Genomic DNA, 22,612 nt, shown 5'->3' on the forward strand with positions numbered 1-22,612 from the left:
ACCCCCCTCCCTGACCCTCCCCCACAAGGGGGGAGGGAACGGAGAGAGCGTTGCCCTGGCGAAGGTGTTCGCGGTCACCGAGCCCAATCCAATCACGCCGCCTTTGATGTCGCGGCCAATGACGCGAAGGTCTTGCCTTCGGCCGCGAGCTTCTTCAGCAGCGGCGCGGGCTCGAGGCTGGGGTCGTTGGTCTCCTTGGCATAGAAAGAGAGACGATCGGCGATGTGCTTGAGGCCGACGGTGTCGGCCCAGAACATCGGGCCGCCGCGGTAGATCGGCCAGCCGTAGCCATAGAGCCAGACCACGTCGATATCGGACGGGCGCGCGGCAATGCCTTCTTCCAGGATCTTCGCGCCCTCGTTGATCATCGGATACATCATGCGCTCGAGGATCTCGTCGTCGCTGACGACGCGCTTCTTGCGGCCCAAACGAAGCAGCGTCTCGTCGATCAGCTTCTCGACTTCGGGATCGGGCAGCGCCGAACGGGAGCCGGCTTCGTATTTGTAATAGCCCTTGCCGGTCTTCTGGCCGAAGCGCCCGGCTTCACAGAGCGCATCCGCGATCTCCGACTTGATGCCGCGGTCCTTGCGCGAGCGCCAGCCGATGTCGAGGCCGGCGAGGTCGCCCATGGCGAACGGCCCCATCGGCATGCCGAACTTCGTCACGACGGCGTCGACCTGCTGCGGCAGCGCGCCTTCGAACAGCAGTTTCTCCGACTGCTTGCCGCGCTGGGCCAGCATGCGGTTGCCGACAAAGCCGTCGCAGACACCGACCACGGCCGGCACCTTTGCGATTTTGCGTGCGATCGAGACAGCCGTGACGAGGGCATCGGGCGCGGTCTTGTCGGCGCGCACGATCTCGCACAGTTTCATGACGTTGGCGGGCGAGAAGAAGTGCATGCCGAGCACGTCCTGCGGCCGCTTGGTCGACTTCGCGATCTCGTCGATGTTCAGGTACGAGGTGTTGGAGGCGAGCACGGCGCCCGGCTTGACGTACTGGTCGAGCTTGCCGAACACTTCCTTCTTCACCGCCATGGTCTCGAACACGGCTTCGATGACGAGGTCGGCGTCGCCGACGTTCTCGATGCCCACGACGCCGTTGATCAGCGCCATGCGCTTGGCGGGCGCGTCCGCCGGGATGCCGCCGCGCGCCGCGGTCGCTTCCCAGTTCTTCTGCATGATGCCCATGCCGCGCTTGAGCTGCTCCTCGCCGGTCTCGATCAGAGTGACGGGAACGCCGGCATTGGCAAAGGACATCGCGATGCCGCCGCCCATCGTACCGGCGCCGAGGATGGCGACGCGGTTCACGGGCCGCGGCTTGGTCCCCTCAGGAACGCCGGCGATCTTGCTGGCCTCGCGCTCGGCGAAGAAGGCATAACGCTGCGCCTTGGACTGATCGCTGGCGACGAGCTTCAGGAAGCCCTCGCGCTCCTTCTTCAGCCCTTCATCGAATGGCAGGTCGATGGCGTAGCCGACGGCGTCGGCCGCCGCGAACGGCGCTTCCAGGCCGCGTGACTTCTTGGTCATGGCCGCGACCGCATTGGTGAAGATCGAGCGGTCGGCCTTGGCCGCCGCGATCTTGGAGTCGTCGTCACGCAGGCGGCGCAGCGGACGCTTTTCAGCCAGCAGCTTTCGTACGAAGGCTTCGCCTCCGGCGGCGGGGCCCTCGACGATCTCCTCGATCAGACCGTTCTTCAGCGCTTCCGCAGCGCCGATCGGATCACCGCCGACGATCATCTTGACCGCGAGCTCCGGTCCGACTGCGCGCGGCAGGCGCTGGGTGCCACCGGCGCCCGGCAGCAGGCCGAGCTTCACCTCGGGCAGGCCGAGCCTGGCTTCCTTCACCGCAACACGGAAATGACAGGCGAGCGCGACCTCGAGGCCGCCGCCGAGCGCGGTGCCGTGGATCGCGGCGACGACCGGCTTCGGTGAATTCTCGATCTCGGAAAGCACGTCGTTGAGGGCGGGCGGCTTCGGCGGCTTGCCGAATTCGGTGATGTCGGCGCCTGCGATGAAGGTACGGCCGGCGCAGGTCAGCACGATGCCCTTGATTGCGGGATCGGCGACCGCGGCCTTGATGCATTCCAGAATTCCGCCGCGAACCGCGGCGCTCAGCGCGTTGACCGGAGGGCTGTCGACCGTGACGATCCCGACTTCGTCATGACGCTCAAGCTTGACCACTTCGCTCACGGTGTCCCTCCTTGGTGGGGTAACTTTTGTTCAATTTCGCACTGCGGAATTTAATTCCGCATCTTGACGGCAGGGTTATTTTGAAGCACGTGGCTTGTCAACGACTCCGCGCAAGAAGCAGATCAGGGATGAAGCGTACAGGAAAGAAGACAGCGACCGATCGGAATTTCGTCGTCGCGCTTTCCCGCGGGCTAGACGTATTGCGCGCATTCCAGCCCAGCGACGGACTTCTTGGCAATCAGGAAATCGCGGCCCGTACCAATTTGCCCAAACCGACCGTTTCGCGGCTGACCTATACGTTGACGAAGCTCGGCTATCTGACGCCGGTTCCCCGCTTCGAGAAATATCAGCTTGCGCCGGCCGCGATGGCGCTCGGCTACGCCGCGTTGTCCAATCTCGGCGTTCGGCATTTGTCCGAACCGTTCCGCGAGGAAATGATGCGCGCGACCGGCGGAGCCGTTGCCGTCGGCGGCCGCGACCGTCACAGCATGATCTATTTCGGGCAAAGCCGCGGCAGCGAGACGGTCGGCGTTCAACTTGACGTCGGCTCCCGCGTGCCGATTGCAACCAGCGCGATGGGCCGCGCCTATTTTTGGGCGCTCGAGGAAAACGATCGGGCGGAACTGTCTCGTGTCTTGCGCGAACATTACGGCAGCCGCTGGCCCAAGATGCGCGACGGTTTGGAACGCTCCGGCGAGACGGTCGCGAAATACGGATTTGCGATTTCGGTCGGCGACTGGCACGACGATATCGGCGCCGCCGGCGTCGCGCTCAGGCTCAACGACGGAACCGGTCCTTACGCATTCAATTGCGGCGCGCCGGCATTCCGCTTCACGGAAGAGCGTTTGATCAACGACATTGGACCGCGTCTGCTTGCGATGGTAAGGAACATCGAAGCGGCACTTGGGGGTCTGATGCCGCATTCCAAAAAAGACGTCAGCAAAAAGCTGAAATCAGGAGGGAAAGTTGCGCGTGTGGCCGAGGGGATCAGATAGCCTTTGTCGTCATCGGGAGCGGTTCACATCGCCCCTTCGCTCACTGAACACAGTGGGCGAGACGAGATGACGCAGGCACAACTCGCGCAGGGGACATCGCCCCTGCTCGCGGTTCGCGACGTCAGCGTCGTGTTCGGCGGCATCGTCGCGCTCAACGGCGTGTCCTTTGACATGCACAAGGGCCAGATCCTCGGCTTGATCGGCCCTAACGGCGCCGGCAAGACCACGCTCTTCAACTGCCTCTCGCGGCTGTACCAGCCGTCGTCCGGCGACATCCTGATGGAGGGCGCGAGCATCCTGACGCGCCCGCCGCACCGAATCGCGGAGATCGGCATCGGCCGCACCTTCCAGAACGTGGCGCTGTTTCCGAATTTGTCGGTGATGGACAATGTCCGCGTCGGCACCCATGCCCGCACCTCCAGCGACATCATCAGCGACTCGCTGCGGCTGGCCTGGGTCCGCCGCAGCGAGAGCGACGTCAACAAGAAGGTGCATGAGATCCTCGCCTATCTCGACCTCGAGGATGTCGCCCACACCGTCGTGTCGGGCCTGCCGTTCGGCACGCAGAAGCGCGTCGAGCTGGCGCGCGCGCTCGCTGCCGATCCGAAGATCCTGCTGCTCGACGAGCCCGCCGGCGGCCTCAACCACGAGGAAGTCTACGTGCTCGGCGACCTCATCCGCCGCATCCGCGACGAACGCCATATGACCGTGCTGCTGGTCGAGCATCACATGGGCCTCGTGATGTCGATCGCCGACCACGTCGTCGCGCTGAATTTCGGCAAGAAGCTCGCGGAAGGCACGCCGGCCCAGGTGCAGGCGGATCCCGACGTCATCAAGGCCTATCTCGGGAGCAAGGACCAATGACGACGCTGCTCAACGTCAAGGACCTGCGCGCCTATTACGGCCAGGTCCAGGCGCTCCACGGCCTGTCCTTCTCGCTCAGCGAGGGATCGCTGACCACGCTGCTGGGGGCCAACGGCGCCGGCAAGACCACCACGCTGCGCGCGATCTGCAACATGGTGCGCTCGACCGGCGGCATCGAGTTCGACGGCAAGCCGCTGAACAACCGCTCCACCGAAAGCATCGTGCGGTTCGGCATCGCCCATGTGCCGCAGGGCCGCGGCACCTTCACCACCATGACGGTGGAGGAAAACCTCCAGCTCGGCGCCATCACCCGCAAGGACAGCGCCGGCATCGTCTCCGACATCGAGCGCATGTATGCGCATTTCCCGGTGCTCAAGCAGCGGCATACGCAGCAGGCCGGCACGCTCTCGGGCGGCGAGCAGCAGATGCTCGCGGTCGCCCGCGCCCTCATGCTGCGGCCGCGGCTAATGCTGCTGGACGAGCCCTCGTTCGGACTGGCGCCGCTAGTCGTGCGCGACCTGTTCGGCATCCTCGGCAAGATCAACCGCGAGGACAAGGTGTCGATCCTGGTGGTCGAGCAGAACGCCCAGCTCGCGCTCGAGCTCGCCGACCAGGCCTATGTGATCGAGACCGGGCGCATCGTGATGTCGGGCAACGCCAAGGACATCGCGAACAACGAAGAAATCCGCAAATCCTACCTGGGTTACTGAGGAGCCGGCACGATGGAGCTGTTCACCAACCAAGTGCTGGCCGGCATCGCCACGGGCGCGATCTACGCCTGCATGGCGCTCGCCGTGGTCATGATCTATCAGGCGATCGACCATCTCAACTTCGCTCAGGGCGAGATGGCGATGTTCTCGACCTTCATCTCCTGGCAGCTGATGCAATGGGGCATCCCCTATTGGGCCGCCTTCGTGATCACGCTGGCATTGTCCTTTGTCGGCGGCATCGCGATCGAGCGCATCCTGTTCAAGCCGCTCGCCAAGGCGCCGGTGCTGACCAACGTCGCCGGCTTCATCGCGCTGTTCGCGATCATCAACTCCTCGGCCGGTCTGATCTGGGACTTCACCATCAAGCAGTATCCGACCCCGTTCGGCTCCTCGCCGTTCCTCGGTAGCCAGCTGATCTCGACTCACCAGGCCGGCATGATCGGCGTCACGGTGCTGCTGCTGCTCGGCCTCTACTTCTTCTTCCAGTACACCAAGATCGGCCTCGCCATGCGCGCGGCCGCCTCCGTGCCTGAATCGGCCCGGCTGGTCGGCATCAACACCAGCTGGATGATTGCGCTGGGCTGGGGCATGGCGTCCGCGATCGGTGCGATCGCCGGCATGCTGATCGCACCAGTCGTGTTCCTCGAGCCCAACATGATGGGCGGCGTGCTGATCTACGGCTTCGCCGCGGCGGTGCTCGGCGGACTGACCAGCCCGTTCGGCGCCGTGGTCGGCGGCTTCCTGGTCGGTGTCTTCGAAAACCTCGCCGGCACCTACATTCCCGGCGTCGGCAACGAGCTGAAGCTTCCGATCGCGCTCGCGCTGATCATTTCCGTCCTGGTCGTCAAACCCGCTGGCCTGTTCGGCCGGCAAATCGTCAAGCGAGTTTGATCATGAGCGCTGCAGAAGACGTCGTCACGGAAGCCCCGGCCGTCGAGGCGGTTCCGAAGCGGGCGATGACGCTGGGCACGGGCACCTCCCTGTTAGTGCTGGCGGTGCTGTTGATCGTGCCGATGTTCGTCAAGAACTTCATCATCTTCCAGATGACGATGCTCCTGATCTACGGGCTCGCGGTGCTGGCCTTGAACATTCTGACGGGCGGCTCCGGCCAGTTCTCGCTCGGCCAGAGCGCCTTCTATGCCGTGGGCGCTTATACGTCGGCGGTGCTGATGGAGTACTTCAACGTCAACTATGCGCTGACAATTCCGGTTTCCGCCGCGGTCTGCTTCGCCTTCGGCTACCTGTTCGGCAAGCCGGCACTGCGGCTGTCGGGCGTCTATCTCGCGCTCGCGACCTTTGCGCTTGCCACCGCGATGCCGCAGCTGCTGAAGCTGAACTTCCTCGAGCACTGGACGGGCGGCGTGCAGGGCCTCGTCGTCACCAAGCCCGACGCGCCGTTCGGGTTGCCGATGTCGCAGGACACATGGCTCTACTACTTCTCGCTCGCGGTCGTGCTCGCGATCTACATCTTCTCTGTCAACCTGCTGCGCTCCCGCTCGGGCCGCGCCTTCATGGCGATCCGCGACAACGAGATCGCGGCCTCCTCGATGGGCGTCAACGTCGCACTGTACAAGACACTGGCCTTCGGCGTGTCCGCCGGCATCACCGGCGTTGCCGGCTCGCTTGGCGCCATCGCCGTGCAGTTCGTCGCGCCCGACAGCTACACGATCACGCTGGCGATCTCGCTGTTCCTCGGCATGGTCGTCGGTGGCGTCGGCTGGCTGCCCGGCTCGTTCGTCGGCGCAGCCTTCATCATCTTCGTGCCGAACATGGCAGAGGGCATCTCCAAGGGCCTCTCCGGCGCCGTATTCGGCGTACTCCTGTTCGCCGTCATCTACCTGGTGCCGCACGGCGCGAGGCAGATCGCGATCATGGGCCAGCAACTCGTCGGCCGGCTCAGAAAGAACTGACAACCCGTTGATTAAGCCAAGGAGACCCGAATTGTTTTTTGAAAGAACACTGCGAACCGCTGCGCTGGTAACGGCAACGGCGGTCATCACTCTCACCTCCGGCGCCGCTTTTGCCCAGAAAAAATACGACACCGGCGCGTCCGATACCGAGATCAAGATCGGCAACATCATGCCGTACAGCGGTCCGGCGTCGGCCTATGGCATCATCGGCAAGACCGAAGAAGCCTATTTCAAGATGATCAACGACAAGGGCGGCATCAACGGCCGCAAGATCAACTTCGTCACCTATGACGACGGCTATTCGCCGCCGAAGGCCGTGGAGCAGGTCCGCAAGCTGGTCGAGAGCGACGAAGTGATCGTCGTGTTCAACCCGCTCGGCACGCCCTCGAACAGCGCGATCCAGAAGTATTTGAACGCCAAGAAGATCCCGCAGCTGTTCGTCGCCACCGGCGCCACCAAGTGGAACGACCCGAAGAACTTCCCCTGGACCATGGGCTGGCAGCCCTCCTACCAGAGCGAAGCGCAGATCTACGCGAAATGGCTGTTGAAGGAAAAGCCCGACGCCAAGATCGCGATCCTCTATCAGAACGACGATTTCGGCAAAGACTACCTCAAGGGCACCAAGGACGGCTTGGGCGCCAAGGGCGCGTCCATGATCATCATGGAAGAAAGCTACGAGGTGTCCGAGCCCTCGATCGACGGTCACATCGTCAAGATCAAGGCGGCCAATCCCGACGTCCTGCTGATCTACGCGACGCCGAAATTCGCGGCCCAGACCATCAAGAAGACCGCCGAGCTGAGCTGGAAGCCGCTGCAGATCCTCACCAACGTGTCGATCTCGGTCGGCAGCGTGATGAAGCCGGCCGGCTTCGAGGCCTCGCAGGGCGTGCTGTCGGCGGCCTATGCCAAGGACTCCACGGACCCGCAGTGGGCCAACGACCCCGGCATGAAGAAGTGGAACGAGTTCGTCGACAAGTACATGCCGGGTGCCGACAAGTCCGACACCAGCATGGTCTATGGCTACGGCGCAGCGTCGACGCTGGCCAAGGTCCTGGAGATGTGCGGCGACGATCTGACCCGGGCCAACATCATGAAGCAGGCGGCCTCGTTGAAGGATTTCGCACCGGACACCTTGCTGCCCGGCGTCAAGATCAACACCGGCCCCACCGACTTCGCCCCGATCGCGCAGCTCCAGATGCAGCGCTTCAAGGGCGAGAAGTGGGAACTCTTCGGCGAGATCATCAGCGGCGACATCGCCACCGAGTGACGCTCTGACGCAATAGTCCGACACCTCGAGAAGCCCCCGCGAACGATCGCGGGGGCTTTTTGTTGACGTCCCGCATCAATCTTGTTCAATGCGGCGGCGATCCGTTCCGGGTGGAGAAAGATGACTGCCGTTCGATTTCAGGTTGCGGGCGTACTGGCCGCATTCGCATTGTGCACTGCGATGGGCAGCCCGGCACTGGCGCAGAAGAAATACGACAGCGGCGCTTCCGATACCGAGATCAAGATCGGCAACATCATGCCCTATAGCGGCCCGGCCTCTGCCTACGCGGCGATCGGCAAGGCCGAGGAAGCCTATTTCAACAAGATCAATGCCGAGGGCGGCATCGGCGGCCGCAAGATCAAGTTCATCTCCTACGACGACGGCTATTCGCCGCCGAAGACGGTGGAGCAGGCCCGCAAGCTGGTCGAGAGCGACGGGGTGCTGCTGATCTTCGGCTCGCTCGGCACCTCCACCAACGGCGCCATTCGCAAATACATGAACGAGAAGAAGGTGCCGCAATTGTTCGTGGCGAGCGGCGCTTCGAAGTGGAACGATCCGAAGCAATATCCCTGGACCATGGGCTGGCAGCCGAGCTACGCGAGCGAGGCGCGCATCTACGCCAAGTACATCATGAAGGAGAAGCCGGACGGCAAGATCGGCGTGCTCTACCAGAACGACGATTTCGGCAAGGACTATCTCAAGGGGCTGAAGGACGGCCTTGGGCCCAAGGCCTCGATGATCGTGCTGGAAGACGGTTACGACACTTCGGAGCCGGCGATCGACGAGCACGTCGTGAAATTGAAGGCCTCCGGCGCCGACATCTTCGTCAGCATCACCACGCCGAAATTTGCAGCGCAAGCGATCAAGAAAGCGGCCGAGATCGGCTGGCATCCGGTCCACATCATCTCCAACGTCTCGGCTTCGGTCGGCGGCGTGCTCGAGCCGGCGGGGCTCGAGATCTCGCAAGGCATCCTGTCGGCGAGCTACACCAAGGACGGCTCCGACCCGCAATGGAATGCCGATGACGGCATGAAGAAGTTCTACAACTTCCTCGCCAAATACGATCCCAAGGCCAACAAGCTCGATGCCGGCGTGGTGTTCGGCTATGCCGCCGCGCAGACCATGGTGAAGGTGCTGCAAATGTGCGGCGACGACCTCACCCGCGACAACGTCATGAAGCAGGCGGCAAGCCTGAAGGATTTCGAGCCCGACACCCTGTTGCCCGGCATCAAGATCAACACCGCAGCCGATAATTTCGCCCCGATCGAGCAGCTCCAGATGATGCGGTTCAAGGGTCGGAAATGGGAGCTGTTCGGGGACATCATCTCGAGCGAGCTCGGCCACTGAAGCCACGCAACTCAAACTCGCTCCAGATCGGTTCGTCAACTCAGACGGATGCACCTTCTCGCAGTCGCACACGAGCGCGCGGGCGCCCCTGACTACTAAAGAAGCAGCCCCTGCGCCCCCGCCGCAGGGGCTTTCTGTTGAAGGCGTCCGGTAAATCGTATTGAATTGCGGCTGCGTCACCAAAAACAGGCAACACAAGAAAAGGGACGCGCACACACCAAGAAAATAGGGAGATAGGAATGCCCGCTGTCACCGGCAAACTTGCGGCCGCGTCACTCGCGCTCGCGCTCATTGCGGCCTCGGCCTCCACTGCATCGGCCCAGAAGAAATACGATACCGGCGCGACCGATACCGAGATCAAGATCGGCAACATCATGCCCTACAGCGGACCGGCCTCCGCCTACGGCATCATCGGACGGACGGAAGCGGCCTATTTCAAGAAGATCAACGACGAAGGCGGCATCAACGGCCGCAAGATCAACTTCATCAGCTACGATGACGCCTACTCGCCGCCGAAGACGGTGGAGCAGGCGCGCAAGCTGGTCGAGAGCGACGAGGTGCTGTTCATCTTCAACTCGCTCGGCACGCCGCCGAACTCCGCGATTCACAAATACATGAACTCGAAGAAGGTGCCGCAGCTCTTCGTCGCGACCGGCGCCACCAAGTGGAACGACCCGAAGGATTTCCCCTGGACCATGGGCTGGCAGCCCAATTACCAGAGCGAGACGCAGATCTACGCGAAATGGCTGCTCAAGAACAAGCCGGATGCCAAGATCGCCGTGCTGTTCCAAAACGACGATTACGGCAAGGATTATCTCAAGGGCCTGAAGGACGGCCTCGGCGCCAAGGCCGCGTCGATGATCGTCATGGAGGAGAGCTACGAGACCTCCGAGCCGACCATCGACAACCACATCGTCAAGCTGAAATCGACCGGTGCCGACGTCTTCATGAACATCACGACGCCGAAATTCGCGGCGCAGGCAATCAAGAAGAATGCCGAGATCGGCTGGAAGCCGCTGCACTTCCTCAACAACGTCTCGGCGTCCGTCGGCAGCGTGCTCAAGCCCGCCGGGTTCGAGAACTCGCAGGACATCATCTCCGCCGACTACCTGAAGGACATTTCGGATCCGGCGTGGAACAGCGATCCCGGCATGAAGGACTTCGTCGCGTTCATGAACAAGTACTTTCCGGACGGCGACAAGCTCGACCACGGCACCATCGTCGGCTACGGCGTGGCGCAGACCCTGGTCCAAGTCCTCAAGCAGTGCGGCGACGATCTCACGCGCGCGAACGTCATGAAGCAGGCCGCCAGCCTGAAGAACTTCCGCACCGAAGTGCTGCTGCCGGGCGTGCAGATCAACACCTCTCCGACCGACTTCGCGCCGATCAGCCAGCTCCAGCTCGAGAAGTTCAAGGGCGACAAGTGGGAGCTGTTCGGTGACGTGATCAGCGCCGACGTCGGCGGCTAACCGCCTGATACCCACGACGATGAAAACCCCCTGCGAACCATCGCAGGGGGTTTTTGCTTGCGCGTCGATTATGATCACGCGATTGCACAATCGAATGATGGTGAAGCCGGCTTACGCTTTGGCGCATGATGCGGTAGGCAGGTGAGCGGCGCGTTTGCCGCCAGTCTTTCCTGTCCGCTCAAGGCCCTTCGTCATGTCCGATCGACGCCCCCTGCTCCGCGCGCTCTACGACGCCGCCGTTGCCGCCGCTCATCCGAGCACGATTCTGGCGCCGCACCTGCGGCCCGCGCCAAGGGGACGCGTGATCTGTCTCGCCGCCGGCAAGGGCGCGGCCGCGATGGCCGCCGCCGCCGAGCGGCATTATCTCGACGCGCTCGGGCTCGCACCGGAACGCCTGGTCGGCATTGCCACCACGCGCCACGGCTACGGCGTGCCGACCCGCCGCATCCGCGTGGTCGAGGCCGGTCATCCCGTGCCTGACGAAGCCGGCCTGAAGGGCGCGGCCGATACGCTCGCGCTCGCAGCCGAGGCAGGGCCGGACGATTTGCTCCTGGTGCTGCTCACCGGCGGCGGCTCCGCGAACTGGATCGCGCCCGTGGACGGCATCAGCTTCGCGCAGAAGCAGGCGGTCAACAAGGCGCTGCTTCGCTCCGGCGCGCCGATCGGCGAGATGAATGTCGTGCGCAAGCATCTGTCGCGGATCAAGGGTGGGCGGCTGGCGCGCGCGGGCAAAAATGCCGCCGAGATCGTGACGCTCGCGATCTCCGACGTGCCGCATGACGATCCCTCCGCGATCGCCTCCGGTCCGACCGTGCCCGATCCGACCACGCTCAATGATGCGCGCGCCATCGTCACCAAATACAAGCTCGATATCGACGATGCCGTCCGCCGCGCGCTGGATGACCCCGCCAACGAAAGCTGCAAGCCCGGTGATGCCGCCTTCGCGCGCGCGCATTTCGAATTGATCGCACGCCCGAAGCAATCGCTCGACGCCGCGGTGAAACTCGCGCAGGAGGCCGGTTACGAGACGATCGATCTCGGCGCCGACCTCGAAGGCGAGGCCCGCGACGTTGCCGCCGCTCATGCCAGGCTGGCGCTTCAGGCCCGTGCACAGGGCAAGCGCGTGGCGATCCTCTCCGGCGGCGAGCTCACGGTCACCGTGCGTGGCGATGGCCGCGGCGGCCCGAACCAGGAATACGCGCTGGCGCTCGCCGGCCTCTTGAAGGACACGCCTGACATCTCCGCGCTCGCCGGCGACACCGACGGCGCCGATGGCGGCGCCGGCCACCCCACCGACCCCGCCGGCGCGCTGATCGACGCGGCGACGTTCGCGAAGATGAGGGCGCAGGGGCTGCAGCCGCAGGCCTATCTCGACAACAACGATGCGACGACGTTCTTCGAGGCGACGGGCGACCTGTTGCTGCCGGGTCCCACGCTGACCAATGTGAACGATATCCGGGTGATCCTGGTCGACTGATCGGGCGGCATCGCCATCCCGCCGGCACCGCGCGCGGTTCGGCGGGACGACATGGTTAACGATCTCTGAATTCTTGTCGGCGTCCTCTTTTCCAGGGGGCGGGCATCGCCGCCCTTAACCTCGCGTTCGCCGCAGTTTCAGGAACATGTCCCGAAACTGGGCGAATTGTTGGGCTGATTCACCACCGCCTGCTCTAATCGCGTCGTTTCGGGGGCAAGGCGCATGGCGGAGAATGATCAGGAGGTCGCAAGCATTGATCCGCTCGTGCTCGGCGAGCTGCTCAAGTGCGCCGCCAATAATCTGTGGCTCGGGATCATCCTGTTCGGCAGCGACCGCAGGGTCATTTTCTGCAATCCGCGCTACCGCGAGATGTACGCGCTCTCGCCCGAGCAGGTGCACCCGGGCACGCCGATCAAGGACCTGATCCAGCATCGGCTCGAACTGGGCCTGAACATCGGCGGAGAAGCCGGCGCCTATGTCCGTGCCCGCACCGAGGGTTCGGTCGTCAGCGAGCAGACGGTTCAGCAGTTCGCCGACGGACGAATCATCGCCTACACCATCCATCCCCTGCCCGACGGCGGCGGCATGGCGACGCACGAGGACATTACAGAGCGCGAAGAGCTCAGTGCGCGGCTACAGGAACGCAATTTCCAGTTCGACATCGCGATCAACAACATGTCGCAGGGACTTTGCTTCTTCAGCGCCGACCATCGGCTGCTGGTCTGCAACACGCACTATATCGAAATGTACGGCCTGCCGCCCGACCGCGTTCGTCCGGGCACGCCACTCCAGGAGATCCTCGACCTGCGCTTCGAAGCCGGCAGCGTGCCGGCCATGACGCGCGAGGAATACGCCACATGGCGGACCGATGTCGCCACGTCGGCCGAGGCCATGGACAGCATCGTCGAGATGCGGAACGGGCGGACCTTCAAGATCAGGCACCGACCGATGCCCGATCTCGGATGGGTCGCGACCCACGAAGACATCACCGAGCAGCGCAAGGCGGAATTGCAGATCGCGCATATGGCGCACCACGACGCGCTGACGGACCTCGTCAATCGCGCCCTGCTCGGTCAGCGCCTCAAGCAGGCGCTCGAACAGGGTGGGATGTTCGCGATCCACCACATCGATCTCGACAAGTTCAAGGCCGTCAACGACACCCTTGGCCATCAGGCCGGCGACATCCTGCTGCAGGATGTCAGCCGCCGCCTCAAGCAGCTCGCCCGCGACAGCGATACCGTCGCGCGTATGGGTGGCGATGAATTCGTCATCCTCCAGTCGCCGATCTCCGATTCGAGCGAAGCGGACCTGCTGGCGCGCGATGTGGTCAGCACGCTGAGTGCTCCGTTCGGGCTCGACGGACACCAGGCTATTGTGGGCGCGAGCGTCGGGATCGCCATTGCGCCCGGCGACGGCTCGACGCCCGAGCAACTCCTGCACAATGCCGATCTGGCCCTGTATCGCGCGAAAAGCGACGGCCGCGGCATGCACTGCTTCTTCGAACCGGCCATGGGCGAAGAGGCGCAAAGCCGCCGCGCGCTGGAGCAGGACCTGCACAACGGCCTTGCCGCCGGCGAGTTCGAACTGCACTACCAGCCGGTCGTGAAGACCGACGGCGGCGAGATCAGCGGCTTCGAAGCCTTGATCCGGTGGCGACATCCACGACGCGGACTGGTCGCGCCGAACAGCTTTATCCCGCTTGCGGAAGAGATCGGCCTGATCGTGCCGATCGGTGAGTGGGTGATCCGGCAGGCCTGTGCCACTGCAAGCCGGTGGCCGGACCATCTGCACGTCGCCGTCAATATCTCGGCGGTGCAATTCCGCCAGCCGGGCCTGACCGAGGTGATCGTCGGCACCCTGGCGGCCTCTGGCCTCGATCCGCGGCGGCTGGAGATCGAGATCACGGAAAGCGTTTTGCTGCAGGACAGGCATGGGACGCTGACGACGCTGCACCAGCTCCGGGCACTCGGCATCAAGGTCGCCATGGACGATTTCGGCACCGGTTATTCGTCATTGACCTATCTGCAATGCTTCCCCTTCGACAAGATCAAGATCGACCGGTCGTTCGTCAGCGGCGTGGAAAACAATGCGGCATCCCTCAGCATCGTGCGCGCGGTGGCGGCACTGGCGCGCGGGATGGGCATGACGACGACCGCGGAGGGCGTGGAGACCGAGGAGCAAAGGGATCGGATCGCAGCGGAGGGCTGCACCGAAATGCAGGGCTATCTGTTCAGCCCGCCCTTGCCCGCCGTGGAAATCGAGCGCCGTTTCCTGTCCGCGGAAGCACCTGCCATGCCCGACCGGTTCGCTGCGGCATAACCGCGGCCAGCCCGCCCGCGCTTCCGGGTTTGATGCCCGGTCGCCGGGGCAATCAACCGTCAAAACTCGTTGGCGATCTTCGAGAGCATCCCGAGCAGGGCTGCGCGGTTGGACGGCCCGAGCACCTCGTTCAGCCGCGCCTCGTGCTTGGTGGCGACGAGCTTCTTGGCGCGGGCCAGCACGGCCTTGCCCTTGTCGGTCAGCACCAGGATGTGCGAGCGGCGGTCGTTGGTGGAGCGGATCCGCGCGCAAAGGTCGCGGCTCTCGAGATTGTCGAGCATCGCCACGAAGTTCGGGCGCAGGATGCCGAGGGTGGAGGCGATCTCGGTCTGGTTACGGCCGGGGTTTTTCTCGACCAGCAGCAGCACGGAGAACTGCGCCGGCGTGAGCTGGAGCGAGGCCATGCAGCGCAGGAAGTTCTCGAACACCTTGAGCTGTGCCCGCTTCAGGACATAGCCGAGCTGCTCCGAGAGCTCGCCGAGCTGGAGGGCTTCGCCAGGCCCGTCGGCCGCGTCCTTGCGGCCCTTGGCGGTCTCGGCGGGTTTTTCAGAGGACTTTTCAGCGGTTTTGGAAACGGTCATCGCCTCATGCTCGCAATCCCGTTAAGTTCGGGAGGATCGTTCGCCACTCTTGATGTTATATTTGATAATTGTTATGGACCATATCAAATATCGTCAGCGCTGTTCAATGGCTGTGAGCGGACCGTCCACCACAATCAGGGGACCGGTCCTGAATCTTTGAGGGGGAGCGTCCGGTCTTGAATACCACCATCATGCTGTTCCTGCTGCAGGACGGCATCACCAATGGCGCGATTTATGCGCTGCTCGGCCTGGCGCTGGTGCTGGTGTTCGCCGTCACCCGCGTCATCCTCATCCCGCAGGGCGAATTCGTCACCTATGGCGCGCTGACCTATGCCTCGCTGGCCGCGGGCCAGATGCCGGGTACGGCGAAACTCGCGTTCGCCCTGGGCCTTGGCGCCTTCGCGTTCGACCTGTTCGCCGCGCGCAAGGCGCTGCACGGGCGCCTGGTGCTGCGCAGCATCCTGACCAACATCGTGCTGCCGGCCATCGTGCTGGCGCTGACTGTCTACTACGCCGCTCAGAAGCCGCCGGTTGCGGTCTGCATCGCGCTGTCGCTGGTGATCGTGGCGATGATCGGCCTGTTTCTCTACCGCATCGCATTCCAGCCGCTGGCGCACACCTCCGTGCTGGTGCTGCTGATCGCCTCGGTGGGCGTCCATCTCGCACTTCAGGGTTTAGGCCTATTGTTCTTCGGCGCCGAAGGTCAGCGCGGACCTGCCGTACTGTCGGGATCTTTCACCACCGGCGCGCTGCGCTTCACAGGCCAGAGCATCACGGTCTACGGCATTACCATCGCCTTCATCGTCGGGCTGTGGCTGTTCTTCGGGCTGACACTCTACGGCAAGGCGCTGCGCGCGACCGCCGTGAACCGGCTCGGTGCCCGGCTCGTCGGCATCCGCACCACGCTATCCGGGCAGATCGCCTTCCTGCTGGCGTCCGTCATCGGCGCACTGTCGGGCATCATGATCGTGCCGATCACGACGCTCTATTACGACTCGGGCTTCCTGATCGGCCTGAAGGGCTTTGTCGCCGCGATCATCGGCGGGCTTGTCAGCTACCCCCTCACCGCGGTCGCGGCGCTGGTCGTCGGCATCGTCGAGGCGTTCTCGTCCTTCTATGCCTCCAACTACAAGGAGGTGATCGTTTTCATGCTCTTGATTCCCGTGCTGCTGCTGCGCTCGCTCGCAGCGCCTGCGGTCGAGGAAGAGAAGGACTGACGCCAAAATGCAGAGCCGGCTCCCCATCCTCATCTTCGCGCTGATTATGGCGGCGATCCCCTTTGTTCCGGGCATGCCCCCGTTCTGGATCGTGCTGCTCGACAATGTCGGCCTCACCGCCCTGGTCGCGATGGGCCTCGTGCTGCTGACCGGCGTCGGCGGCCTGACCTCGTTCGGACAAGCGGCCTTCGTTGGCTTCGGCGCCTACACCACCGCGGTGCTGTCAACGACCTACGGCATGTCGCCCTGGCTAACGCTCCCATTGTCGCTGCTGGTCAGCGGATTACTGGCGGTGCTGCTCGGCCTCGTCACGGTCCGTCTCTCTGGCCATTATCTGCCGCTCGGCACGCTCGCCTGGGGGCTCGGCTTGTTCTATCTCTTCAGCAAGCTCGAATTCCTGGGAAGAAACGACGGCATCTCGGCGATCCCGCCGCTGTCGATCGGCTCGTTCAAAATGCTCTCGCCCGGCTCGATCTACTACGCGATCTGGGTTGCCGTGATCCTCTCGGCGCTGCTCACGATGAACCTGCTGGACTCCCGCACCGGCCGCGCCATCCGCGCGCTCCGGCGCGGCCATGTCGCGGCCGAGGCGTTCGGCGTGCACACGCCGCGGGCGAAAATGCTGGTGTTCATCCATGCCGCCGTGCTCGCCGGCCTCTCCGGCTGGCTTTACGCCCATCTTCAGCGCGCGGTGAACCCGACGCCGTTCGGCGCGCAGGCCGGCATCGAGTATCTCTTCATCGCCGTGGTCGGCGGCGCCGGCTATGTCTGGGGTGGCGTCCTGGGCGCGGCGCTCGTCGTGGTCCTCAAGGAAGTGCTGCAGAGCTATCTGCCGCTGATCCTGCCCGGCTCCGGCCAGGTCGAGACCATCGTGTTCGGCATCATGCTGGTGGCGCTGCTTCAGCTCGCACCCGGCGGCGTCTGGCCCTGGCTGATGTCGTTCCTGCCCCAGCGCACCGGTGGCAAAAAGCCGGACACCTCGCTCAAGCTGGAGCAGCGCACCCGCTCCCCCGGCCAATCCAGCGTCCTGCTTCAGGTCGAGAAGGCCCGGAAGCAATTTGGCGGCGTGGTCGCGGTGAACAACGTCTCCTTCGACGTCCTGGCTCGCGAGATCGTCGCGCTGATCGGCCCCAACGGCGCCGGCAAGAGCACCACCTTCAACCTGATCACCGGCGTGCTGTCGGCCACCTCAGGCTCGATCTCCGTGCTCGGCAACAAGGTCGACAGGGCACCGCCGCAGGAGATCGTCAAGCTCGGCATCTCCCGCACCTTCCAGCACGTCAAGCTGGTGCCTGACATGACCGTGCTGGAGAACGTCGCGATCGGCGCCCATCTGCGCGGCCATTCGGGGCCGATCTCCTCGATGCTGCGGCTCGACCGCACTGATGAGGCAAAGCTGCTCGCCGAAGCCGCCCGCCAGATCGAGCGGGTCGGACTTGGCGAGCAGATGCATCAGCTCGCAGGCTCGCTTTCGCTGGGACAGCAACGGATCGTCGAGATCGCCCGTGCGTTGTGCGTCGATCCGATGCTGCTGCTGCTCGACGAGCCGGCCGCCGGCCTGCGCCACATGGAGAAGCAGCGGCTCGCGAGCCTCCTGCGGGAGCTGCGCGACGGCGGCATGAGCGTGCTGCTTGTCGAGCACGACATGGGCTTCGTCATGAACCTCGCCGACCGCATCGTGGTGCTCGATTTCGGCACCAAGATCGCAGAAGGAACGCCGGCCACGATCAAGACCAATCCCGAAGTGATCAAGGCCTATCTCGGAGTGGCGGCATGACCGCGCTGTTGTCCGTCGCCGACGCCCATGTCGCCTATGGCAAGGTCGAGGCCGTGCGCTCGGTCTCGCTCGAAGTCGGCCAGAACCAGATCGTCACCATCGTCGGCGCCAATGGCGCCGGCAAGACCACGCTGCTCTCCGCCATCATGGGCATCTTTCCGCTGAAGGGGCGCGTGGCATTCGCAGGTCAGGATCTGTCGCGACTCGACATCGAGGACCGCGTCGCCATGGGACTTGGCCTCGTTCCCGAGCACCGCGAATTGTTCGTGACCATGAATGTCGAGGACAATCTCGAGTTGGGGGCCTTCCGCATCGAGAGAAGCAAGGCGAAAGCCTCGATGGAGCGGGTCTACGCGCTGTTTCCGCGGCTCAAGGAACGGCGCAAGCAGCTCGCCGGCACGCTCTCCGGCGGCGAGCAGCAGATGCTCGCAATGGGCCGCGCCCTGATGGGCGAGCCCAAGCTCCTGATGCTGGACGAGCCGAGCCTCGGCCTCGCCCCGATCATCGTCGCCGACATTTTCCGCATCGTCACCGAACTGCGCGCCGCCGGCGTCTCCGTACTGCTGGTCGAGCAGAACGCGCAGGCCGCATTGAAGATCGCGGATCAGGCCTATGTCATGGAGCTCGGCGAGTTCGTGCTCAGCGGTAAGGCCAGCGACATTGCGGCGAACGAGCGCGTCGCCGCCAGCTATCTCGGCTTCCAGCACGAAGGCGCGAGCGGGCTGTAAGTTCGAGAAATTGCTGACGCCGCACGCGCTGTCTTCTTCCCTTCTCCCCTTGCGGGAGAAGGTGGCGCGAAGCGCCGGATGAGGGGTATCTATCTAAACGGAAAGTGCTTCATTCGTGGAGAGAGACCCCTCACCCGTCTCGTCGCTCCGCGACGAGCCACCCTCTCCCGCAAGGGGAGAGGGTGCACGCCGCAAGTCGCTCTAGCTTTCATTGGCAGGTAAGCTCAACTCGCGGCCTTCTCCCCCTTCAGCGCCGCGACCTCCGCCTCCAGCTCCGTGATTTTCGCATCTCTTGCCGCCAGCGCCGCTGCCACATCCGTCGCGTCGAACTTCTGCGGGATGTGCTGCGGGCAGTTCGTGTCCCACGCTTCGATCTTGAACAGGATCACCTGCTCCGGCCGGGCGCGATAGCCTTTCGGCATCAGCGATGTCGTCAGCGCCTCGTCGTCCTCGACCACCCGCGCCTCGCCCCAGATCTTCACCCGGCGGCGATGGGCGTAGTCCATCACGAAGATGTAGGCCTTGGGATTTTCGGACAGATTTCCCTGCGTGATGTATTGCCGATTGCCGGCGTAGTCCGTGAAAGCCAGCGTCTGCTTGTCCAGCACCTTCAAGAAGCCCTTCGGGCCGCCGCGATGCTGGATGTAGGGCTGTCCGTCGGCCGAGGCCGTGGCAAGATAAAAGCTGTTGGCGTCGGCCAGGAACGCCGCGAGGTTTTCATCGACCTCGGTGCGCCAGCCGCGCTGCTCGGCATGCGCATAGCCTTCGCGGGATCCCTTTCGGGTCTGGATCGACTTCACCGCCGGCGTGAATGCGACGTCGCTGGCATAGGTGTGAGTTGCCGTCATCGGACCATCTCCTGAAATCCCGGCGCATCCCTGCGTCTTCGCCACCTAAAATGGACTTTTCGCCGGCTAAAACAATCGGCCCGCTTGACACTTCATCATTGCGGTATATGCAACAATACCATGGATCGCCTCGAAGCCATGCATGTTTTCGTCACCGTCGCCGATTTGCACGGCTTCGCGCCGGCGGCACGAAAACTGCGGCTGTCCCCCTCCGCGGTGACGCGGCTGATCGCGGCGCTGGAGGAGCATCTCGGCGCGAGGCTGTTGCAGCGGACCACCCGTCAAGTGACCCTGACCGACGTCGGCACGCGCTATCTGGAGCGTGCGCGTCGCATCCTGGCCGATGTCGAGGAGGCCGACGGCTCGGCACGGGAGGAGCGCAACCGGCCGAGCGGGCGGCTGGTGGTGTCGGCGCCGGTCGGCTTCGGCCGGCTCCATGTCGGGCCTGTCATGACCGCCTACCTCAAGCGCTATCCCGAGGTCGCCTGCGAATTGCGGCTGTCCGACAACCTCGTCAATCTCGTGGAAGACGCCGTCGACGTCGCGGTGCGGATCGGCCATCTCGCCGACTCCTCGCTCGTCGCGCGCCAGGTCGGCGAGATGCGTCGGATCGTGGTGGCGACGTCGGGCTATCTGAAGCGCCATGGCGAACCGAAGACGCCGGAGGCACTGCTTACGCACCAGACCATCGCGTTCGGTCCATCCGCCAACTGGCGCTTCGTGCAGGACGGCCGCGACATCGAGGTGGCGCCGAACCCACGCTTCGCCAGCAACAGCGCCGACGCCGCCCTGCAATATGCCGAGGCCGGCGGCGGCGTGACCCGGGTGCTGGCCTATCAGGCCGCCGAGGGCTTGCGGCGCGGGCGGCTCAGAATCGTGTTGGCGAACTACGAGCAGCCGGCGCTGCCGATCCACATCGTCTACCCAACCTCGCGCCTGCTCTCCGCCAAGGTGCGCGCCTTCGTCGATCTCGTGGTGGAGACCGCGGAGTGGAAATTCGGGTAACAACTGTCATTCCGGGGCGGTCCGCAGGACCGAGCCCGGAATCTCGAGATTCCGGGCTCTCGCTTCGCGAGCCCCGGAATGACGACTACCCCTTTTTCGGCACGACGCGAAAGGTGCCGCTGGCGCGCGCGATCACGGCGCCGTCGGCCTTCGCGAGGCACTGCGCGAAACAGATCGTGCTGCCGGTCTTGATCGCCTCGCCCTCGACCGCGAGCCATTGGCCGATCTCGCCGGCGCCGACATAGTCGACCGACAGCGAGATCGTGACCAACGAGGTGGTCCAGCCGGTCGCCTGCGCGCAGCTGTAGCCCATGGCGGCATCGGCCAGCGCTGCGATCAATCCGCCATGGATCAGCCCGCGCGCGTTGGTGTGCGGTGTTGCGAGCCGCAATCCCACGGTGACGCCGTTGTCGGTCTTCCTGGAGTAAAGCGGCTCCCAGGGGTCGGTGAGCGGGGCTTTGCGGAAATGCGGCTCGAAGCCGGCGGGGATGTCGGTGCTGGTCATGTCCGTCTCGCGTTGGTGGCTGCCGCCATTGAACGCGAGGGACGTGACGGTTGCACCACCTACAAAGTTTTAAACGGAATTTGCGCGGGTGTTTGAAAGAAGTGGCGAGCACTCGTAGGGTGGGCAAAGGTGCGCAGCGCCGTGCCCACCATCTCGCGCGAAGACAACGCTGGTGGGCGCGCTTCGCTTTGCCCACCCTACAGCACCGTCCTAAAACGGCAGCCCCACATAGTTCTCCGACAGTGATGTCATCGCGGCTTGGGACTGCGTGACGTAGTCGAGCTCGGCGAGCTGGATGCGCGCCCCAATCGTACCGGTGTCCGGAAATTTGTGCAGCATCGAGGTCATCCACCAGGAGAACCGCACGGCTTTCCAGACCCGCGCCAGTGCCTTCGCCGAATAGGCGTCAATGCCGGCGCTGGATTTTTCGTCGTAGAACTCGCGAAATGCGCTCGACAGATAATGCGCATCGCTCGCGGCCAGATTCAGCCCCTTGGCGCCGGTCGGCGGCACGATATGGGCGGCATCACCGCACAGGAACAACTTGCCGAAACGCATCGGCTCGGCGACGAAGCTGCGCAGCGGCGCAATGCTCTTCTCGATCGAGGGGCCCGTGATCAGGCTGTCGGCGGCGTCCCGGTCGAGGCGGCGCTTGAGCTCGTCCCAGAATCGATCGTCCGGCCACTGGTCGACATGGTCGTCGAGCGCGCACTGCACATAGTAGCGGCTGCGCCTGGTCGAACGCATGGTGCACAGCGCAAAGCCGCGGACGTGGTTGGAATAGATCAGCTCGTGGCTGACCGGCGGCGTCTCGGAGAGGATGCCGAGCCAGCCGAACGGATAGATGCGCTCGAACTCCTCGATGGCCGAAGCCGGAACGCTGGCGCGGCTGACGCCGTGAAACCCGTCGCAGCCGGCGACGAAGTCGCAATCGATCGTGTGGGTGACGCCATCTTTCATGTAGGTTACGCGCGGGTGACCGCCGTCGAAATCGTGCGGTTGTACGTCCTTGGCCTCGTAGACCGAGGTGAGACCGGCGGCGTTGCGCGCATCCATCAGGTCGAGCGTGACCTCGGTCTGGCCGTAGATCATGACCGTCTTGCCGGTCGCAGCCTTCATGTCGATGCGGTGCCGGCGCCCCGAAAAGGCGAGCTCGATCCCTTCATGCACCAGCCCTTCGGCATGGGCCCGTGCGCCGGCGCCGATCTGGTCGAGCAGCGCGACTGTTCCCTCCTCCAGCAGTCCGGCACGGATGCGGCCGAGCACATAGTCCGGGCTCTGCCGCTCCAGAATGACATTGTCGATGCCATAGCGGTGCAGCAGTTGCCCAAGCAACAATCCAGCCGGCCCTGCCCCGATGATTGCGACTTTTGTCCGCAATACTTGCTCCTCCCGATCCGGTAG

Annotated in this window: 19 protein-coding genes; 14 read left to right on the forward strand and 5 right to left on the reverse strand. The window is 64.1% G+C overall.

What is annotated here, in order from left to right; all coding sequences use genetic code 11:
• Positions 1–92 precede the first annotated feature (92 nt).
• A complete protein-coding gene (locus tag FXB41_RS20060; protein WP_219682930.1) occupies positions 93–2,189 on the reverse strand; it encodes a 3-hydroxyacyl-CoA dehydrogenase NAD-binding domain-containing protein in 2,097 nt (698 codons plus the stop codon).
• Between the two features lie 128 nt (positions 2,190–2,317).
• Between FXB41_RS20060 and FXB41_RS20065 the strand changes: the two genes are divergently transcribed.
• From FXB41_RS20065 to FXB41_RS20110, 10 genes are all read left to right on the forward strand, one after another.
• Complete coding sequence (locus FXB41_RS20065; protein WP_007599713.1) at positions 2,318–3,184, forward strand: IclR family transcriptional regulator; 867 nt, start codon at positions 2,318–2,320, stop codon at positions 3,182–3,184.
• Between the two features lie 66 nt (positions 3,185–3,250).
• Entirely contained in the window at positions 3,251–4,048 is a 798-nt protein-coding gene (locus tag FXB41_RS20070) for an ABC transporter ATP-binding protein (RefSeq protein ID WP_007599710.1), read from the forward strand.
• A complete protein-coding gene (locus FXB41_RS20075; RefSeq protein WP_007599709.1) occupies positions 4,045–4,758 on the forward strand; it encodes an ABC transporter ATP-binding protein in 714 nt (237 codons plus the stop codon). The genes FXB41_RS20070 and FXB41_RS20075 overlap by 4 nt, the downstream gene beginning before the upstream one ends.
• Positions 4,759–4,770: 12 nt before the next feature.
• Entirely contained in the window at positions 4,771–5,649 is an 879-nt protein-coding gene (locus FXB41_RS20080) for a branched-chain amino acid ABC transporter permease (RefSeq protein WP_007599708.1), read from the forward strand.
• Between the two features lie 2 nt (positions 5,650–5,651).
• Positions 5,652–6,668: a branched-chain amino acid ABC transporter permease gene (locus tag FXB41_RS20085; protein ID WP_007599707.1), complete on the forward strand. Its 1,017-nt coding sequence runs from the start codon at positions 5,652–5,654 to the stop codon at positions 6,666–6,668.
• A gap of 31 nt (positions 6,669–6,699) precedes the next feature.
• On the forward strand, positions 6,700–7,935 hold the full coding sequence (locus FXB41_RS20090; RefSeq protein ID WP_007599706.1) for an ABC transporter substrate-binding protein: 1,236 nt from the start codon (positions 6,700–6,702) through the stop codon (positions 7,933–7,935).
• 120 nt (positions 7,936–8,055) lie between these two features.
• Positions 8,056–9,282 (forward strand): ABC transporter substrate-binding protein, encoded by a 1,227-nt coding sequence (locus FXB41_RS20095; RefSeq protein ID WP_007599705.1) that lies wholly within the window; start codon positions 8,056–8,058, stop codon positions 9,280–9,282.
• 239 nt (positions 9,283–9,521) lie between these two features.
• On the forward strand, positions 9,522–10,751 hold the full coding sequence (locus FXB41_RS20100; RefSeq protein WP_007599704.1) for an ABC transporter substrate-binding protein: 1,230 nt from the start codon (positions 9,522–9,524) through the stop codon (positions 10,749–10,751).
• 193 nt (positions 10,752–10,944) lie between these two features.
• Positions 10,945–12,228, forward strand: a complete 1,284-nt coding sequence (locus tag FXB41_RS20105; protein WP_219682931.1) for a glycerate kinase type-2 family protein — start codon at positions 10,945–10,947, stop codon at positions 12,226–12,228.
• Between the two features lie 222 nt (positions 12,229–12,450).
• The gene (locus tag FXB41_RS20110) at positions 12,451–14,547 is read left to right on the forward strand and encodes a putative bifunctional diguanylate cyclase/phosphodiesterase (RefSeq protein ID WP_219682932.1); all 2,097 of its coding nucleotides are present in this window, start codon (positions 12,451–12,453) and stop codon (positions 14,545–14,547) included.
• A 59-nt stretch (positions 14,548–14,606) separates the two neighbouring features.
• Here FXB41_RS20110 and FXB41_RS20115 read toward each other — a convergent pair whose 3' ends face one another.
• Complete coding sequence (locus FXB41_RS20115; RefSeq protein WP_219682933.1) at positions 14,607–15,128, reverse strand: MarR family winged helix-turn-helix transcriptional regulator; 522 nt, start codon at positions 15,126–15,128, stop codon at positions 14,607–14,609.
• A gap of 176 nt (positions 15,129–15,304) precedes the next feature.
• Between FXB41_RS20115 and FXB41_RS20120 the strand changes: the two genes are divergently transcribed.
• The 3 genes from FXB41_RS20120 to FXB41_RS20130 are packed head-to-tail and all read left to right on the forward strand — an operon-like array spanning position 15,305 to position 18,850.
• The gene (locus FXB41_RS20120) at positions 15,305–16,345 is read left to right on the forward strand and encodes a branched-chain amino acid ABC transporter permease (protein WP_219682934.1); all 1,041 of its coding nucleotides are present in this window, start codon (positions 15,305–15,307) and stop codon (positions 16,343–16,345) included.
• A 7-nt stretch (positions 16,346–16,352) separates the two neighbouring features.
• Entirely contained in the window at positions 16,353–18,122 is a 1,770-nt protein-coding gene (locus FXB41_RS20125) for a branched-chain amino acid ABC transporter ATP-binding protein/permease (RefSeq protein WP_007599692.1), read from the forward strand.
• Entirely contained in the window at positions 18,119–18,850 is a 732-nt protein-coding gene (locus tag FXB41_RS20130; RefSeq protein WP_007599691.1) for an ABC transporter ATP-binding protein, read from the forward strand. Before FXB41_RS20125 ends, FXB41_RS20130 begins: the two co-directional genes overlap by 4 nt.
• Before the next feature lie 224 nt (positions 18,851–19,074).
• Here the strand turns inward: FXB41_RS20130 and FXB41_RS20135 are convergent, their stop codons facing one another.
• On the reverse strand, positions 19,075–19,698 hold the full coding sequence (locus tag FXB41_RS20135; protein WP_007599689.1) for a pyridoxamine 5'-phosphate oxidase family protein: 624 nt from the start codon (positions 19,696–19,698) through the stop codon (positions 19,075–19,077).
• A gap of 120 nt (positions 19,699–19,818) precedes the next feature.
• On the opposite strand from FXB41_RS20135, the gene FXB41_RS20140 reads away from it, so the two are divergent.
• Positions 19,819–20,703, forward strand: coding sequence for a LysR family transcriptional regulator (locus tag FXB41_RS20140; RefSeq protein ID WP_219682935.1), 885 nt, complete (start codon positions 19,819–19,821; stop codon positions 20,701–20,703).
• Between the two features lie 85 nt (positions 20,704–20,788).
• Here FXB41_RS20140 and FXB41_RS20145 read toward each other — a convergent pair whose 3' ends face one another.
• Entirely contained in the window at positions 20,789–21,208 is a 420-nt protein-coding gene (locus FXB41_RS20145) for a PaaI family thioesterase (protein WP_007599679.1), read from the reverse strand.
• Positions 21,209–21,418: 210 nt separating this feature from the next.
• The gene (gene pobA / locus FXB41_RS20150) at positions 21,419–22,588 is read right to left on the reverse strand and encodes a 4-hydroxybenzoate 3-monooxygenase (protein WP_219682936.1); all 1,170 of its coding nucleotides are present in this window, start codon (positions 22,586–22,588) and stop codon (positions 21,419–21,421) included.
• Positions 22,589–22,612 lie beyond the last annotated feature (24 nt).

It is taken from the genome of Bradyrhizobium canariense, from assembly GCF_019402665.1.
Lineage (GTDB): Bacteria > Pseudomonadota > Alphaproteobacteria > Rhizobiales > Xanthobacteraceae > Bradyrhizobium > Bradyrhizobium canariense.